The 17,264-nt window shown below is 66.1% G+C and carries 16 protein-coding genes and 1 pseudogene; 9 read left to right on the forward strand and 8 right to left on the reverse strand.

Going from position 1 to position 17,264, the window contains the following annotated elements; genetic code table 11:
* Positions 1–441: pseudogene (locus OR16_RS17755) on the forward strand (TetR/AcrR family transcriptional regulator); the annotation flags it as partial.
* Here OR16_RS17755 and OR16_RS45955 read toward each other — a convergent pair.
* From OR16_RS45955 to OR16_RS17790, 8 genes are all read right to left on the reverse strand, one after another.
* Entirely contained in the window at positions 401–697 is a 297-nt protein-coding gene (locus OR16_RS45955) for a hypothetical protein (protein ID WP_237717105.1), read from the reverse strand. The pseudogene OR16_RS17755 and the gene OR16_RS45955 overlap by 41 nt on opposite strands.
* Positions 664–1,356: an ATP-binding cassette domain-containing protein gene (locus tag OR16_RS17760; RefSeq protein ID WP_237717106.1), complete on the reverse strand. Its 693-nt coding sequence runs from the start codon at positions 1,354–1,356 to the stop codon at positions 664–666. Before OR16_RS17760 ends, OR16_RS45955 begins: the two co-directional genes overlap by 34 nt.
* Positions 1,343–2,338, reverse strand: coding sequence for an ABC transporter ATP-binding protein (locus OR16_RS17765; RefSeq protein ID WP_006159326.1), 996 nt, complete (start codon positions 2,336–2,338; stop codon positions 1,343–1,345). Before OR16_RS17765 ends, OR16_RS17760 begins: the two co-directional genes overlap by 14 nt.
* A 28-nt stretch (positions 2,339–2,366) precedes the next feature.
* Positions 2,367–4,022 carry an ABC transporter substrate-binding protein gene (locus OR16_RS17770; RefSeq protein WP_006159327.1) on the reverse strand — a complete coding sequence of 552 codons (1,656 nt, stop codon included), beginning with the start codon at positions 4,020–4,022 and terminating at the stop codon, positions 2,367–2,369.
* A gap of 77 nt (positions 4,023–4,099) precedes the next feature.
* Positions 4,100–5,026, reverse strand: a complete 927-nt coding sequence (locus OR16_RS17775) for an ABC transporter permease (protein ID WP_043420214.1) — start codon at positions 5,024–5,026, stop codon at positions 4,100–4,102.
* A complete protein-coding gene (locus tag OR16_RS17780) occupies positions 5,026–5,982 on the reverse strand; it encodes an ABC transporter permease (RefSeq protein WP_006159329.1) in 957 nt (318 codons plus the stop codon). The genes OR16_RS17775 and OR16_RS17780 overlap by 1 nt, the downstream gene beginning before the upstream one ends.
* A gap of 459 nt (positions 5,983–6,441) precedes the next feature.
* Positions 6,442–7,581, reverse strand: a complete 1,140-nt coding sequence (locus tag OR16_RS17785) for an acyl-CoA dehydrogenase family protein (protein WP_006159330.1) — start codon at positions 7,579–7,581, stop codon at positions 6,442–6,444.
* Between the two features lie 60 nt (positions 7,582–7,641).
* Entirely contained in the window at positions 7,642–8,826 is a 1,185-nt protein-coding gene (locus tag OR16_RS17790; RefSeq protein WP_006159331.1) for an acyl-CoA dehydrogenase family protein, read from the reverse strand.
* Positions 8,827–9,060: 234 nt separating this feature from the next.
* On the opposite strand from OR16_RS17790, the gene OR16_RS45960 reads away from it, so the two are divergent.
* From OR16_RS45960 to OR16_RS17820, 8 genes are all read left to right on the forward strand, one after another.
* Positions 9,061–9,321, forward strand: a complete 261-nt coding sequence (locus OR16_RS45960) for an alpha/beta fold hydrolase (RefSeq protein WP_006159332.1) — start codon at positions 9,061–9,063, stop codon at positions 9,319–9,321.
* Complete coding sequence (locus OR16_RS17795) at positions 9,245–9,967, forward strand: alpha/beta fold hydrolase (RefSeq protein WP_237717108.1); 723 nt, start codon at positions 9,245–9,247, stop codon at positions 9,965–9,967. Before OR16_RS45960 ends, OR16_RS17795 begins: the two co-directional genes overlap by 77 nt.
* Positions 9,964–10,638 carry an alpha/beta fold hydrolase gene (locus OR16_RS17800; protein ID WP_006159334.1) on the forward strand — a complete coding sequence of 225 codons (675 nt, stop codon included), beginning with the start codon at positions 9,964–9,966 and terminating at the stop codon, positions 10,636–10,638. The genes OR16_RS17795 and OR16_RS17800 overlap by 4 nt, the downstream gene beginning before the upstream one ends.
* Positions 10,635–11,972 carry an MFS transporter gene (locus tag OR16_RS17805; RefSeq protein ID WP_006159335.1) on the forward strand — a complete coding sequence of 446 codons (1,338 nt, stop codon included), beginning with the start codon at positions 10,635–10,637 and terminating at the stop codon, positions 11,970–11,972. Before OR16_RS17800 ends, OR16_RS17805 begins: the two co-directional genes overlap by 4 nt.
* Positions 11,973–12,019: 47 nt before the next feature.
* The gene (locus OR16_RS17810; protein WP_006159336.1) at positions 12,020–13,423 is read left to right on the forward strand and encodes an AMP-binding protein; all 1,404 of its coding nucleotides are present in this window, start codon (positions 12,020–12,022) and stop codon (positions 13,421–13,423) included.
* Positions 13,420–13,788, forward strand: a complete 369-nt coding sequence (locus tag OR16_RS45965) for an AMP-binding enzyme (protein WP_006159337.1) — start codon at positions 13,420–13,422, stop codon at positions 13,786–13,788. The genes OR16_RS17810 and OR16_RS45965 overlap by 4 nt, the downstream gene beginning before the upstream one ends.
* A 32-nt stretch (positions 13,789–13,820) precedes the next feature.
* Positions 13,821–15,023: an acetyl-CoA C-acyltransferase gene (locus OR16_RS17815; protein WP_006159338.1), complete on the forward strand. Its 1,203-nt coding sequence runs from the start codon at positions 13,821–13,823 to the stop codon at positions 15,021–15,023.
* 105 nt (positions 15,024–15,128) lie between these two features.
* Positions 15,129–17,210, forward strand: coding sequence for a 3-hydroxyacyl-CoA dehydrogenase NAD-binding domain-containing protein (locus OR16_RS17820; protein WP_006159339.1), 2,082 nt, complete (start codon positions 15,129–15,131; stop codon positions 17,208–17,210).
* Positions 17,211–17,264: the final 54 nt, after the last annotated feature.

Genomic DNA, 17,264 nt, shown 5'->3' on the forward strand with positions numbered 1-17,264 from the left:
AACGAGAACAAGGACGACCTGATCTCCGCCTGCTTCGACCACATGTTCGCGGTGATCCGGGATGCGCAGTCGAAGGTGGAGGACGGCCCGGGCACCGGCTGGGACAAGCTGTGCGCGATCTCCCGCGCGCTGGTCGGCTATCAGTTTTCCAGCCAGGGGCCGTTGTTGCGGCTGACCATCTATGGTGCGCTGCCCGAGGAGATGCGCAAGGAGAAGATGCTGACGATGAACCGTCTGTCGGCGCGCTTTGCGCGGTTCCTGGTGCAGGGGATGCAGGATGGGTCGATCCGGGCGCTGGACCAGTCGATCGCTTCGCTGCAGGTCAATGGCATGATCAATGCCGCGGTGGAGTTGCGGCGGTGGGTGCCGGATGCTTGCGCGGAGAACGCGGCGGATCTGTTTATCCGGCCGTTGTTTCTGGGGATATTTTCAGAGGCGTGAGCGCCAGCACGTGGCCTGATCCAGCGGCGGCCGGCTCCGCGCTGGCTCCGGCATCGGCATCAGCCCTCCAGATGGCAGGCGACCATCTGCCCGTCCCCCCCCGGGGATTCGCATATAGCGTGTCCCGGCTGGCGATCTCGACAATGCGGCCGAGGTACATCACGGCGATGCGGTCGCTGATGTGGCGGACCACGGCCAGGTCGTGGGCAATGAAGACGTAGGTCAGGCCGAGGCGGCGCTGCAATTCCATGAACACGTTGACCACCTGCGCCTGGATCGATACGTCTGGATCGATACGTCCAGCGCGGAGACGGGTTCGTCGCAAACGATCAGGCTCGGCTCGACAGCCAGCGCGCGGGCAATGCCGATGCGCTGGCGCTGGCCGCCCGAGAACTCGTGCGGGTAGCGGTCCGCCATATAGGGCAGCAGCCCGACCATCTGCAGCAGCTCCGCAATGCGGTCGCGATAGCGCTCGCGGTCGTTGGCCATGCCGTGCACTTCCAGCGGCTCGCCGATGATGTCGCAGACCTTCATGCGCGGGTTCAGGGAGCCGAACGGGTCCTGGTAGACCATCTGCACACTGCGCCGGAAGTGTCTTTCCTGCGCCTTGCTGAAGGTGGAGAAATCGTCGCCGTCAAAGGCGATGCGCCCGCCGCTGGCGGCCAGCATCTTGATGATGGCGAGGCCGGTCGTGGACTTCCCGCAGCCGCTCTCGCCGACCAGGCCCAGCGTCTCGCCGCGCCTGAGCGTGAACGACACGCCATCTACGGCCCTGACCGAGCCCACCTGCCGCTTGATGAAGACGCCCTTGGTCACCGGGAAATGGACCTTGAGGTTCTCGACGCGCAGGATCTCGTCACCGATCTTGCCGTGCTGGCGAGCGGCAGGCATCGCCAGCGCCTCAGTTGCGGTCATGGTCATGGTCATGGTCATGGAGGAAGCATGCCTTGAAGTGGTTCGTGCGCACGGGACGCAGCGCGGGGCGCGACAAGCCACATGGTTCGGTGGCCAGCTTGCATCGCGGCATGAAGGCGCATCCGGGGGGCAGCGCCGTAAGGTCGGGCGGCTGGCCGTCGATCGGCACCAGCGGCTGCCGCGTATCGCCATCGATGCGCGGCACCGAGGCCATCAGGCCGCGCGTGTAGGGGTGCGCGGGATGGCCATAGAGCTCGCGCGCGGTCGCGGTCTCGACCACGCGTCCGCCGTACATCACGGCCACGCGATCGGCGTAGCGCGCCACCACGCCCAGGTCGTGCGTGATGAGGACCAGCGCCGTATCCGACTGGCTGGCGAGGTCCTTGAGCAGGTCGAGGATCTGCGCTTGCACCGTGACGTCAAGCGCGGTGGTGGGTTCGTCCGCAATGATCAGTTGCGGCTTGCAGGCCAGCGCCATGGCAATCATGGCGCGCTGGCGCATGCCCCCGGAGAACTGGTGTGGATAAGCGCCCAGCCGGCTCTGCGGCTCGGGGATCTGCACCTTGCCAAGCAGCTCGCCGGCGATGCCGAGGGCCGTCTTCCACGGCATGCCCTGGTGCAGGTTGATCGGCTCGGCGATCTGCTTGCCCACCGTGAGCGCCGGGTTCATCGAGGACATCGGCTCCTGGAAGATCATTGCGATCCGGTTGCCGCGAATCGCGCGCATTTTTGCCGGGCTGAGCTTGAGCAGGTCCTGCCCGTCGAAGAGGATCTCGCCCGATTCGATACGGCCGGCCGGGCTCGGGATCAGGCCCAGGATCGACAGCGCGGTCACGCTTTTCCCGGAGCCGGATTCGCCAACGATGGCCAGCGTCTCGCCGGGGGCGACGTCGAACGAGACCTGGTCCACTGCCGTGACCACGCCGCGGTCGGTGCGAAAGCGCGTGGTCAGCTGGTTCACCTGCAGGATCGGCTGCGTCATGCGGGCCTCCTTTCATGGAGCAAGGGAATCAAAAACCCATTTTCTTCTTCATGTCCTGGTCGACCCACATCCGCGCGTAGATCGGGCCGGGCCGTACCGCGCCCGCGCGCAGCTCGGCGTTGTAGTTCTTCACCCAGGGCCACCATGCGGTGTACTGGTAAGGCGTCGGCAACCAGATATACGGCGCATCCGCAAGCACATCGCGCGTGAGCGAGCGCAAGGCTTCCTGCCGGCGGCCAAGGTCGCGCATCTGGAAGGCTTCATTGACACGCTGCTCGTACTTGGGGTCGCCCCACTGCGCGGCGTTCCAGACCTGGCCCTTCACAAAGCTCTTGCGGATCGTGGTGGTCGGGTTGGTATGGCCGTTGCTCATCAGGTAGCCGGGCGCGTTGGTCTTGGTGGTCATGGCCGACAGGAACGCGCCGTACTCCATTGGCTGGATCTCGATGCGCACGCCAACCTGCTCCAGGTAGGCACCGATCAGCGGCAGCAGTTCCAGGTGCTCGGGCTGGCAGGCGCAGACCTGCACCTTGAAGGTGAAGCCCTTCGCGTAACCGGCCTCGGCCAGCAGCTTGCGTGCCTTGTCCGGGTTGTAGCTGAACAGCTCCTTCACCGACTCGGGCATGGCGCTCAGCGGCTCGAAGTAGCCGGTGTAGTCCGGATGCTGCGGATAGGCGAACAGCTCGGCATTGCCGCCGTAGAACTGCTTGACGATCTCCTGCTTGTTGACTGCCATGTTCAGCGCGCGCCGCACGCGCAGGTCGTTGAACGGCTTGGTGTCAACGCGCAGCGCCACGTACTGGCCATTGGTCGACAGCCAGCGCGACCACTTGAGCGCGGGCGCGTTCTTCTTGAGCTCGTCGACCGCGGTCCAGCGCACGTACTCGAGCACATCCAGCTTGCCGGTGCGCAGCATGGTGTTGCGCGTGGACTCGTCCTTGACCGTGCGCAGCACGACCTTGTCGACGAAGGGCAGCTTGTAGTCCTTGCCGCCGATCCTGTCGCTATCCCAGTACTGCCCGTTCCTGGTATAGGTGCTGGACGTGCCCTGCACGAAATTGCTCAGCAGGAAGGGCCCGCTGCCGTTCACGTTCTTCCAGTTGCCGGCGCCAGCAGCCGCCACTTCCTTGGGCATGATGCCGGAGTAGTAGCCCCAGCCGAAACGGTAGTCCCATTCGGCGTTGAACTCCTTGAAGCGGAAGACCACCGTGTACTTGTCCGTTGCCTCCACCTTGGCAAGATGATCGTAGTACGTGGGGATCTTCTTGGCGCTGGCATTCTGGCGGCTATAGCTGAAGACCACGTCGTCGGCCACCAGCTCGCGCTCCTCCATCACGCCCGCCTTGGCGGGAAACTTCACGCCCTTGCGCAGCTTGACTTCGAGCGTCAGCGGATCGAGCCATTTCCAGCTCTCGGCCAGCTCGCCGCGAATCGCATCTTCGGGGAGCCACGCATCGGCCTGGAACGCGTACTTGCCGCCATTGCGCTTGGCCTTGGCGAGATCGGCGGCGAAGAGCTGCTCGTAGACCTGGCCGGTATCGTAGTTCTGCTTCCAGTTCCAGTCCGCCAGGTCCCAGGACAGGGCGGAGATGGTGGGATACATCGAGCCGATCTCGAGATTGCCGCCGTACTTTGGCGTCTCGGCCTGCGCGCAGGCCGCGCCGGCGGCAAGCGCCAGCGCCATGCCCGCCACTACTGAAGATATTGTCCGGTTCAAGCCGCGTCCCTCCATCGTTGTCTTTCGTCAATGTTTACCGCGAGTTATCGCGGTCCGCGCATGCGCGGGTCGAGCAGGTCACGTAGCGCGTCGCCGTAGACGTTGATGGCATAGACGACAACGGTGAGGCAGATGCCGGGGGCCAATGCCAGCCAAGGCCCCTGGAACATGAAGGTGCGCCCGTTGCCCGAGAGCATGCCGCCCCAGGTCGGCGCGGGCGGCGGCACGCCCAGCCCGAGGAAGGACAGGCCGGATTCGGCCAGGATCGCGGTGCCCACGCGCGTGGTGAACAGCACGATGATGGGCGGCAGCACGTTGGGCAGGATGTGGCGCCAGAGGATGCGCCCGGTCGATGCGCCCATGGATTGCGCGGCATGCACATACATGTTCTCGCGCACCGAGACCACCGCGCTGCGGATGATCCGCGACCCGCCCACACCCAACAGCAAGCCAAGCGTGCCGACGATCTGCCAGCTGCCCGGGCCGAGCACGGACACCACCACGATCAGGATCACCAGGTCGGGAAAGCTCATCCACGCATCCACCATGCGCTGCACGATCAGGTCGAACTTGCCGCCGAGGTAGCCGGTCAGGATGCCGATCAGCACCGAGATGGCGGTAGCCAGCGTGGCGGCCGACAGCCCGATGATGACCGAGAGCTGCGCGCCGTACAGGCAACGCGAGAGCATGTCGCGCCCGAGGTTGTCGGTACCGAACGGGTGCGCCCACGAAGGCGGCTGCAACCGCTTCATCATGCTGATCTCGTTGACGCCATATGGCGCCAGCCAGTCGGCAAAGACGCCGCAGAACAGGAAGATCATGCAGATCACCGCGCCGGCGGCGCCCAGCGGCTTCTCGCGGAACAGGCGCATTACCAGCGCGAAGGCCGCCCCGAACCGGCCAGGACCGGTGGGGGACCGCGCGGGTTGGCCCGCCTTGCGTGCCGGGGCGTTTGCGATTGGACGTGCCATCAGCGATGCCTCACTTTCGGGTCGAACAGCCCGTAGCTCAAATCCACGAGCAGGTTGATGAGCATGACGGCCACCCCGACCACCAGGAACACGCCGGTGATCACGGGATAGTCCCGCTGGTTCACGGCGTCCAGCAGGAGCAGGCCCATGCCCGGCAGCGCAAAGATCTGCTCGATCACCACGGCCCCGCCGATCAGCAGCGGCGCCTGCAGGCCGATCAGCGTCACCACCGGGATCAGCGCGTTGCGCAGCGCATGGCGCAGGATCACCAGGCGCTCATTCAAGCCCTTGGCCCATGCCGTGCGGATGTAGTCCTGGCGCAGCACCTCCAGCATCATCGTGCGCGTCATGCGCATGGTGATGGCGGACAGCGCCATGCCAAGGATGATGGCGGGCACCAGCATATTGCTGATGTGCTGGAGCGGGTCTTCCAGGAAGGGAACGTAGCGCACCTCGGGCGACCAGCCCCACCACACCGATGGAAACACCATGATCATCGTCCCCATCCAGAAGCTTGGCACCGCCAGCATCAGGATGGAAAAGGAGCGCGCCACGTAGTCGGCGGCGGTGTCCTGCCGGATCGCCGACAACACGCCAACGGGCAGTGCCACCGAGAGCGCCACGAACAGGGCCAGCACACCCAGCGAGAGGGTGGCAGGCATGCGCGCCAGCACCATCTTGAGCACCGGCTCGCCCTGCCACAGCGACTGGCCCAGATCCCCGCGCAGCACGATGTTGCCGATCCAGTGGACGTACTGGAACCACATCGGCTGGTCCAGGCCCAGCGCGCGGATCAGGTCCTCGCGGCTCTTGGTGTCGGCGCTGATGTCGTTCTGGCTCAGCATCAGGTCCACCACATCGCCCGGCACCATGCGCACGATCACAAAGACGATCAGGCTCGCGAACAGCAGTGTGGGCAGAAGCGCCAGCAGGCGGCGCAGGATGTAGGCACTCATGGTGCGCCCGCTTCGGTGACGCCCGGCAAGGTCATGCCGCGCGCCCATGAAAAAGATACCGTAGATACGATAGCGAGTGCAGATCCGACCATGCCGTCTCCTGTCCGGTGCTTCGTGTGGCCGCCAAACGCACCGAACGGGAATCACTTAACGCGTAAATGAAGCGATATCCGATGCGAATCAGGACTGTTTCCCTGGGAGTTTTCCACCGAGCTGCTGTTTGTACAGATAGCCCATTCAGCATACCCATAGTTCTAAATCATGACAACCGAACTGGACCTTGAATGTCTAATGGATTTACCTAGGTCAGCGCCGGCGTAGCGGACCGCTTGTGCAGCGCAAACGCACGACCGGAATCGCGAGGGTGAGCGCAGGCCCCACGCCTGCGCGTGCAAGGCCTGCGATTAGGGGGCGAGGATGGTGCGCTGCGGCGTTGCGGCGCGTGAGGGGCGCAGCCGCTCAATAGCCGCGCAGGGTGGCCCAGCGCTGAGCGTGGAAGTTGGTATCGCCGAGCAGGATTTGCGCGGCGCATGCGCGCTTCATGTAGAACCCGATCTCGAACTCGTCGGTCATGCCGATGCCGCCGTGCATCTGTACGCCCTCCTGCACCGCCAGCATCGCCGTGGAGCCGGCGCGCGCCTTGGCGGCGGACACCAGCGCGACTGGCTGCGCCGGGCCGTCGTCGAGCAGCTGCTGGCTGCGCAGCACCGCCGCGCGCGTGATCTCGATCTCGCTGAACAGATGCGCGGCGCGATGCTGCAGCGCCTGGAACTCACCGATGATCTTGCCGAACTGCTTGCGCTCCTTCAGGTATTGCAGCGTGCGCTCGAAGGCTTCGTCGGCGATGCCGACCAGCTCGGATGCCAGCGCCGCGCGGGCGATATCGAGCGCGTGCTCAAGCATGGGCGCACCGCCGCCGGCCTCGCCCAGCACCGCGTCTGCCGCAACGCGCACATCCCGGAACCGCACGCGCGCAGCATTGCGAGCGTCCGCCAGCACGGTGCGCTCCACGGCGATGCCTGCGGCGCCACGCGGCACCAGGAATAGCGTGACGCCATCGCGGTCGCTAGCGTTGCCGCTGGTGCGCCCCACCACGATCAGCGTATCGGCGATATGCCCGTCGATCACGAAGACCTTGGCGCCATTGAGCACATAGCCGTCGCCCTGCCGCACCGCGGCGAGCGCCTGGCGCTCCGGACGGTGCGCCGCGCCTTCGTCGATCGCCAGCGCGGTGAGGTGCTTGCCCGCGGCAATGGCTGGCAGGAATTGCGCCTTCTGCGCTGCGCTGCCGCCCCGGGAAATCAGCGAGGCGCCCAGCAAGGCGGTGGAGAAGAACGGCGTAGGGGCCAGCGTGCGGCCTAGCGCCTCCATGAGCACGCCCGCCTCCACCACGCCGAGCCCGCTGCCGCCGTACTGCTCAGGGATCAGCACGCCGGCAAAGCCCAGCTCGGCAAACGCGCTCCAGAGAGCGGGCGAGAACCCCGTGTCGTCCCGCGTGTCGCGCAGCTTGCGCAGCATCGAAACCGGCGCGCTTTCGCGCAGGAAGGCCAGGGCGCTATCCCGCAGCATCTCCTGGGTCTGATTCAATACGATTGCCATGGTCGTTCTCGATGCGTTGGAGCGTGAAGTGGAGTGGAGGCGCGCGATCGGGATGGAATGTCAGGCGCCGGGCAGACCGAGCAAGCGCTTGGCGATGATGTTGAGCTGCACTTCGCTGGTGCCGCCCTCAATCGAGTTGGCCTTGCTGCGCAGCCAGCCGCGCGCGGTGGCGCCGTCGTTGCTGCGCTCGCTCTCCCACTCCAGGGCCTCGCTGCCCCCGATCGACATCAGCAGCTCATAGCGCCGCTTGTTCAGCTCCGACCCGTAGTACTTCAGCACCGACGAGAACGCGGCAATGCCCTCGCCCTGCCGGGCCAGGTCCATCGCGCGCTCACCCGCCAGGGCGAATGCGGCCTCATCGATCTCGAAGGTGGCTATCTGCGCGCGCAGCATGGGTGCGTCGACTTCGCCGCGCTCGTTCTGGCCGAGCGTTTCGCGCGCCAGCTTGCCCATTGGCGGGCGCTGGCCGCGCCCGCCAATGCCGCTGATCATCTCGCGCTCAAAGGTCAGCAGGTACTTGGCGATGGCCCAGCCGCCGTTTTGCTCGCCCACGAGGTTGGCGCGCGGCACCACCACATCGTCAAAGAAGGTCTCGCAGAACGGCGACTTGCCGGAGATCAGCACGATGGGGCGCGCCGTCACGCCCGGCGTTTCCATGTCGAACAGCAGGAAGCTGATGCCGGTGTGCTTCTGCGCCGAGAAGTCGGTGCGCACCAGGCAGAAGATCCAGTCCGCCTTGTCGGCGTATGAGGTCCACACCTTCTGGCCGTTGACGACGAAGTGATCGCCGCGCTCGTCCGCGCGCGTCTGCAGCGAGGCCAGGTCCGACCCGGCATTGGGTTCCGAATACCCCTGGCACCAGCGGATCTCGCCGCGGGCGATCTTGGGCAGATGCTCGCGCTTTTGCGCCTCCGAGCCAAACTTGAGCAAGGCTGGGCCAAGCATCCAGATGCCAAAGCTCTGCAACGGCACGCGGCAGCCAAGCGCTTGCATTTCCTGGCGCAGCACCTTGGCCTGCTCGCGGGACAGGCCGCCGCCGCCATACTCGCGCGGCCATTCCGGCACCGTCCAGCCCTTCTCCCCCATGCGCTTCAGCCAAAGGCGCTGTGCCTCGGACTGGTAGCGGAACTTGCGCCCGCCCCAGCAGACGTCGCTTTCATTGCGCACGGGCTGCCGCATTTCCAGCGGGCATTGCGCTTCCAGCCAGGCACGCACCTCCTGCCGGAAGGTTTCCAGGTCATCCACGCTTGCCTCCTGTTTTTGGCACGTCTTGTTTTGATTTGGTTTCGTTATATAAGCCGAACCCGCCAACGTCAATACTCCATTTCCTAAAACTGGCGCAAGACATGGCCGTGCGCCGCAATGGCGCGGTCTCTCATGCATTCACTGCCAATGTGATAGGATTCCCGAAAACATACTGTAACCACCGGCAAGAACACCAAGCTGGCCGGCGCCCGTGGGACGCAACCAGGAGACAATGTGGAGGCTGACGCCAGCAGCGCGCCGCGCTGTGCCATCCCTGCCTTCGCCGGCGCCCAGGCGCCGGACCGCTCGCGCACCGTCAGCGCAGACGGCATCCGCATCGCCGTCCATGAATGGGGCCCGATCGACGCCACACCGGTCCTGCTGGTGCACGGCGCCATGGATTTCGCGCGGACCTTCGATGTCTTCGCGCCGCTGCTGGCCGATGGCGGCTACCGCGTGGTGTCCTACGACCAGCGCGGCCACGGCGGTCGCTGACGAACGCGACCTGCTGGCCGTGGCCGACTCGATCACGCGCGAGCCGTTGATCGCGATCGGCCATAGCAAGGGCGGCTCGCTGCTGGTGCACGCCATCCAGGCGCTGCCGCACCGGTTCACCCGCTTTGTCGCCATCGATGGCCTGCCCTTTCGCAATCCACACGCGGACAGCGCCGTGCGCGACAAGAAATCGATGACCGCGCCCATCATCACGCGCTGGCTCGATACGCGCAGACAAAGCCCGGGCCGGACACGCAAGCCCGGCACCCTTGAGGAACTCGCCCTGCGGCGCGCCCGGATGAACCCGCGGCTCGCCCATGAGTGGCTGTGCTACCTCGCCGCGCTCGGCGCGCGCCAGGATGCGGATGGCTGGCGCTGGAAGCTCGACCCGGTGATCGGCTCTTCCGGCTTTGGCCCCATGCGCGCGCGCTGGATGACCGACCGCCTGCCGGGCTTTCCCATTCCCATGCTGGCCATCTTCGGCACCGAGCGCGAGCCCATGGGGTGGGATGCCACCGCGGCCGACCTGGCGCCGTACTTCCCGCCCTCGACCCAGGTGCAGGTGGTGGCCGACACCGGGCACTTCATCCATATCGAGCGGCCGCGGGAAACCGCGGAGCTCATCCTGCGCTTTCTCCATACATGACCATCTACCTGCGCCACAATCGCCTGCGCCTTGCCCTGCACCCGCTCAAGCCGGGCGGCGGGCCCGCGCTGCTGTTGCTGCACGGACTGGGCGAGCGCGCACCGGACACGCTGCCGGCGGAGTACGCCAGCTGGCCCGGCACGGTGCACGCGCTGGATTTCACCGGGCACGGGCTCTCGGACATTCCCCGGGGCGGTGGCTACAGCTGCGAGTTCCTGATGGCCGACGCGGATATCGCGCTGGCGCACCTGGGCCCGTCGACCGTGGCGGGGCGCGGGCTGGGCGGTTATATCGCCTTGCTGCTGGCTGGCGCGCGCCCGGAACAGGTGCGCGGCGCCATCCTGCGCGACGGCCCCGGCCTGGCCGGCGGCGGCACGGCCGCGCGCAATCCATATATCCCGGTGGTCGACACCACACGAACCGGGCCGCCCGACCCGTACGCCATCGCCGACCTGGCGACCGATGTGCGCCCGCCAAGCTACGCCGCCAACTATGCAATGCTGGCCGCGCAGCACTCGGACACGCCGCAGCCGATCGCCGTCTGTACCCGCGAACGCCCGGACTGGCTGAAGGCGGTGACAGAGCTGCTCTCGCTGGAGAAGGTGGAGCTGGACCAGGCGCTGCAACACTACGCATCGCAGGCAAGCCTGCGCGCAGGCTCGGCGGCATGAAAGCCGAACTCGCCGCACGGGCCGCGCTTGGCACCAATGCCGGACATGGCGATGCGCACGCACTGGCGGAGGACAGCTTCCGCGCCCACGTGCAGCAGCACCTGCCGCGCAACTCGCGCGCCTACCTGGTCCACGGCATGCTGGGCATGACCGGCTTCCGGCTGGTGACCGCTCCCACCTTCGTGCCCGCCTATATCTACCTGCTCTCTGGCTCCAAGCTGGTGGTGGGGTGCGTGCTTTCCGCGCAGTACGCCGGCATGGCGATGTCCTCCATCTGGGGCGCCACGCAGATCGAGCATCGCCAGCGCGTGATGCCGCTGATCTACCTGGTGGGCTGGCTGGTGCGCCTGCAGATCCTGGGCCTCGGCTTGTCGGCCTTCCTGCTCTCGGGCGGCGGCGCGCTGGCCGCCGCCGCCGTGTTCCTGCTGCTGTTCGGCTTGTTCAACGGCGTGCAGAACGTCACCTTCAACTACCTCACGTCCAAGATCATTCCGCTGGAGCGAAGGGGCGCGCTCAGCGCGTTGCGCAATTTCCTCGGCGGGCTGATCGCGGCGGCGGTGGCCTATCTGGGCGGCCGCTTCCTGGTTGGCGGCAATGTGTTCGGCAATGGCTACGCCACCACCTTCCTCGCCGCCTTCGTCCTCACCAGCCTGGGCATCTCCGCGCTGACCCGCATGCGCGAGCCGATGCTCCACGATGTGCGCGTGCAATCGGGCTTTCGCCAGCGCCTGCGCGAAGTCCCGGCGCTGCTGCGTGCGGACAGGCACTACGTGCGCTTCTTCATGGCCCGCGCGCTGGTGGCGTTCAGCATGATGGCGGTGCCGTTCTATGCCATCTACGTCGGCAGCCACCTGCCGCTCTCGGGCGCCACGCTGGGCTACCTGAGCATTGCCTACCTGCTGGCGCAGACCACCAGCAACCTGCTGTGGGGCCGCCTGGCCGACCGCCACGGTTATCGGCTGGTGTTCCTGTGCAGCATCGGGCTGTGGGTCTTGTCCACCGCCGCGCTGCTGCTGTGCGATGGCCTGGGCGCCTTCCTGCTGGTCTTTTGCGGACTGGGCGCCAGCTTTGGCGGCTACTTCCTGTCCGCGGACAACTTTGCGCTGGAGTTCGGCAACCGCCGCGACCGCCCCATGTTGCTGGCCGTCTCCGACACGGCCACCTACGCCATGATGGCGTGCGGGCCAATCCTCGGCGGCATGCTGGCTCAGGGGGTGCGTTTCTCGCTGGTGTTCGTCGCGGCTATCGTGGTCATGGGCATCGCCTTTGGGCTCGCCCTGCGGGTGCAGGAGCCACGCCGCCATCCACGGCCCCAGCGCGAGGGCAACGCGTAGCGCCAATATCAGGATCACCAGGACCATCACGATCATCAGGAGACAAGATGACATTCAGGACCTATCCGGAATTCAGCACGCACTACCCGCTCGTGCTCACCACGATCATGAAGCGCCCGGTGCGGATGTACCCCAACGAGATCGGCGTCGTCTACCGCAACCACGCCACCGGGGAGTACTTCCGCTTTACCTGGATGCAGTGGTACCGGCGCGTGGCGCAACTGGCCAACGGCCTGCGCGGCGAGCTCAAGGTGCAAGCGGGCGTGCCCGGTGAGCCTGGCGCGCGCATTGCCACGATGGCGCTCAACACGCACCGCCACCTGGAGCTGTACTACGGCGTGACGGGCATCGGCGCGACGCTCCACCCGATCAATGTCCGGCTCTCCGCGCAGCACATCGTCTACACCATCCGGCACGCGCAGGACAAGATCCTTTTTGTCGACGACACCTTGATGCCCTTGCTGGAAGGCATCTACGACCAGATCAAGGATGTGGTCGAGCTGGTGGTCTATATGTCGGACAAGCCGGGGCTGCCGCAGACCCGCATCCCCAACATCGTCGAGTATGAAACGCTGATCGCCCGCCAGGCCGAGACCATCGAGTGGCCGACCCTGCACGAGGACGTCAACGCCACGCTGTGCTACACCACCGGCACCACGGGCCAGCCGAAGGGCGCCACCTTCACGCATCGCCAGCTCTACCTGCTGACGATCCACATGATGGCGCAGCTCGCCATCGGCAACACGCCGGACCACGATATCGCCGATGGCCTCGGCACGCGGCTGGGCGAAGGCGCGGTGCCGCTGCTGAACACGCCGATGTTCCACATCCACGGCTGGGGGCAGCCTTTCGTCGCGGTCTATAGCGCGCAGAAGATCGTGCTGCACGGCACCTTTACCGTGCAGGGCTTCTGCGAACTGGTGGAGCGCGAGAAGGTGACGTCGGTGGGCATCGTGGCAACCATCGCGGCCATGTTGCTCGAATACCCGGACCTGAAGAAGTACGACCTCAGCAGCCTGGTGCGCGTCAGCGTGGGCGGCGGCGCGCTGCCGCTCGGGCTCAAGCGCAAGCTGGAGGCCCTGATCCCCACCTTCCGCATGAGCTCGGGTTATGGCATGACGGAAACCGCGCCCACCATCGTCGGCTCGTTCATCAAGAAGACCATGGTCCACCTGGACCGGGACGAGACCGACGCCGTGCTGGTCAAATCCGGGCTGCCGATCCTGGGCGTGGAGGTCGAGGTCGTGGACGGCGAAGGCAAGGCCGTGGCGCAGGACGACCACGCGGTCGGCGAGATCGTCGTGCGCGCGCCGTGGACAACCGGGCAGTACTACCGCGATCCCGAGAAAAGCGCGGAGCTTTGGCAGGATGGCTGGCTGCACACCGGCGATATCGCCAAGGTGGATGCCGAGGGCTATATCAGGGCTATATCACCATCGCCGACCGCATGAAGGACGTGATCCGCAGCGGCGCCGAGATGGTACCCACCGTGCTGCTGGAGAACCTGATCGCGATGGCCGATTTCGTGCACGAGGCGACGGTGGTCGGGGTGCCCGACCCGGTATGGGGCGAGAAGCCCTTGGCGCTGGTCAGCGTGCGCAGCGGCTTTGTGGCCGACGAGGACAGTGTCGTCGATTTCCTGAAGGTACACGGCGTCGATACCGGCAAGATCACCCGGTGGATGCTGCCCAAGCTCGTCGCCATCACGCGGGACATCCCCAAGACCAGCGTGGGCAAGTACAACAAAAAACAGATCCGCGATGACCTGGAGACATTCCTGGCCATCGCCAAGGACGTTTCGCATCGCCACGGTTAGGCATTCATTCAAAACACAACAGGAGACTTCCCATGCGTGAAGCAGTCATCGTATCCACCGCACGTACGCCGATCGGCAAGGCCCATCGCGGCGCCTTCAACAACACGCAGGCGCAGGAGCTAGGCGCCCACGCCATCTCGCACGCCGTACAGCGCGCCGGCATCGACCCGGCGGAGATTGCCGACGTGATCCTGGGCTGCGCGGTGCAGCAAGGCTCGACGGGTGGCAACGTCGCGCGCCAGGCGCTGCTGCGCGCCGGGCTGCCCGTCACGGTGCCGGGCATGTCGATGGACCGCCAGTGCGCCTCCGGCCTGATGGCGATCGCCACGGCCGCCAAGCAGATCATCGTCGACGGCATGCAGGTCGCGGTCGGCGGCGGCCTGGAGTCAATCTCGCTGGTCCAGAACGACAAGATCAACCGCTACCGCGCGCAGGATCCACAGCTGGTGCGCACGCTGCCGCAGATCTACATGACGATGCTGGAGACCGCGGAAATCGTGGCGCAGCGCTATGGCGTGAGCCGCGAAGCCCAGGACGCGTACTCGCTGCAATCGCAGCAGCGCACCGCCGCCGCGCAGGAAGCCGGCCGCTTCGACGCGGAGATCGTGCCGCTCACCACGACGATGCTGGTCACCGACAAAGCCAGCGGCGCAGTCAGCGAGCAGCAGGTCACGCTCGCCAGGGACGAGGGCAACCGCCCCAGCACCACGCTGGCCGACCTGCAGGCGCTCAAGCCGGTCTTCAAGAACGGGCAATGCGTGGCCGAGGGCAGCTTCATCACCGCCGGCAATGCCTCGCAGCTGTCCGATGGCGCGTCCGCCATGGTGCTGATGGAGGCGAAGGAGGCGGAACGCCGCGGCCTGCAGCCGCTGGGCGCATATCGCGGCATGGCCGTTGCCGGTTGCGACCCGGACGAGATGGGCATCGGCCCGGTGTTTGCCATTCCCAAGCTGCTCAAGCAGCACGGCCTGTCGATGAGCGACATCGGCATCTGGGAGCTGAACGAAGCGTTCGCCAGCCAGGTCCTGCATATCCGCGATACGCTCGGCATTCCGAACGAGCGGCTGAACGTCTCCGGCGGGGCCATCTCCATTGGCCATCCTTACGGCATGTCCGGCGCGCGCATGAGCGGCCACCTGCTCCTGGAGGGCAAGCGCCGTGGCGCCAAATTTGGCGTGGTGACGATGTGCATTGGCGGCGGCATGGGCGCGGCCGGGCTGTTCGAGATTTACTGAGACCGGCGGCGGCCCTCGCATCAAGCCACCTGAACTGACACACCGACGTACCGACGTACCGACACATCGACACATCGACACATCGACACCCTGGAATCCGCACCCATGACCGCCATCAACGCAGTCGCCGATCTCGCCATCGAAGGCGATATTGCCATCCTTACGCTCAACTCTCCGCCGGTCAACGCCTTGTCGGCGGCGGTCCGCACCGGCATCCTCGATGGCGTCGAACTCGCCATCGCCGACAGCAACGTCAAGGGCATCGTCCTGATCTGCGCGGGCAAGACCTTTATCGCCGGCGCCGACATCACCGAGTTCGGCAAGCCGCCGGTTGGCCCGGCGCTGGCCGACGTGCAAGCCGCAATCGAAGGCTCGCCCAAGCCCGTGGTTGCCGCCATCCACGGCACCGCGCTGGGCGGCGGGCTGGAAGTCGCGCTGGTCTGCCACTATCGCGTGGCAGCCAGGTCCGCTAAATGCGGCCTGCCCGAAGTCAACCTGGGCCTGCTCCCCGGCGCCGGCGGCACGCAACGCCTGCCCCGCATCGTCGGCCCGGCCAAGGCGCTCGACATGGTGACCTCCGGCGCCCATATCGGCGCGGCCGCCGCCGCGGAGATGGGCCTGTTCGACCTGGTGACCGATGACGCCGCGCTGCGCGCCGACGCGATCGCCTTCGTCAAGCAGGTCAACGCCGAGCAGCGCCCGCTGCGCAAGGTGCGCGATCTCAACGAGAAGGTGGAAGCCGCGCGCGGCAAGCCGGAGCTGTTTGCCGACTTCCGCCGCGCCAACGCCCGCAAGTTCCGTGGCTTCGATGCGCCCGAGTACAACATCCGCTGCATCGAGGCGGCGGTCAACCTGCCGTTCGACGAAGGCATGAAGGTCGAGCGCAAGCTCTTCCTGGCGCTGATGAACGGCACGCAATCGGCTGCGCAGCGCTATTACTTCTTCGCGTCGCGCCAGGTCTGGAACCTGCCCGATGTGCCGGCGGACACGCCGACCATCGACGTGAAGAAGGTGGGCATCATCGGTGCGGGCACCATGGGCGGCGGCATCGCCATGAACCTGCTGAACGCCGGCGTGCCCGTTGTCATCGTGGAAACCGCGCAGGAGGCACTGGACCGGGGCATGCGCACCATCCGCGCCAACTACGACAACACCGCCAGCAAGGGCCGCATCACCGCCGCCGATGTCGACAAGCGCATGGCGCTTCTGACCCCCACGCTGGAGCTCGGCCAACTGGCCGATGCCGACCTGGTGATCGAAGCCGTCTATGAAAACATGGATGTGAAGAAGGACATCTTCGGCAAGCTCGACAAGATCGTGAAGCGCGGTGCCATCCTGGCCACCAACACCTCCGCGCTCGACGTCAATGAGATCGCCGCCGCCACGTCCCGGCCCGAATCCGTGATCGGCCTGCACTTCTTCTCGCCGGCCAACGTCATGAAGCTGCTGGAAGTGGTGCGCGGCGACAAGACCTCCAAGCCTGTCATCCGCACGTCGATGGAACTGGCCCGCAAGATCGGCAAGATTGCCGCGCTGGTGGGTGTGTGCCCAGGCTTTGTCGGTAACCGCATGCTCGCCCAGCGCCAGCGCGAAGCGCAGAAGCTCGTGCTCGAAGGCGCGCTGCCGTGGGACATCGACCGCGTGCTGTACAACTTCGGCTTCCCGATGGGCCCGTTCGCCATGAGCGACCTGGCCGGCCTGGACCTGGGCTGGATCCGCGAAAAATCCAGCAGCGCCACACTGCGCGAGATCCTGTGCGAGATGGACCGCCGCGGCCAGAAGACCGGCGCGGGCTACTACGACTACGACGACAAGCGCAATGCCATCCCCTCGCCCGTGGTCGAACAGATCATCCGCGACTTTGCCGCCAGGAAGGGCATGACCAGCCGCGTGGTCTCCGAGCAGGAGATCCTGGAGCGCTGCGTCTACACGATGATCAATGAAGGCGCGAAGATCCTCGAGGAGGGCAAGGCCATCCGTGCGTCCGACATCGACGTGGTGTGGGTAAATGGCTACGGCTGGCCGGTGTACCGCGGCGGCCCGATGTTCTATGCGGACACGATCGGGCTGGACAAGGTGCTGGCTGCCATGAAGAACTTCGAGGCCACCCTTGGCGCGGACTTCAAGCCGGCCAGGCTGCTCGAGGACCTGGTTGCGCAGGGCAGGAAGTTTGGCGACCTGAAGTAGGCGGCTGCGGCACTGCCTGATGCCGCGCCCCCTGGCCGGCCCGCGTTCTTCCTG

Origin of the sequence: Cupriavidus basilensis OR16 (genome assembly GCF_000243095.1) — a bacterium.
Classification (GTDB): Bacteria; Pseudomonadota; Gammaproteobacteria; order Burkholderiales; family Burkholderiaceae; genus Cupriavidus; species Cupriavidus basilensis_D.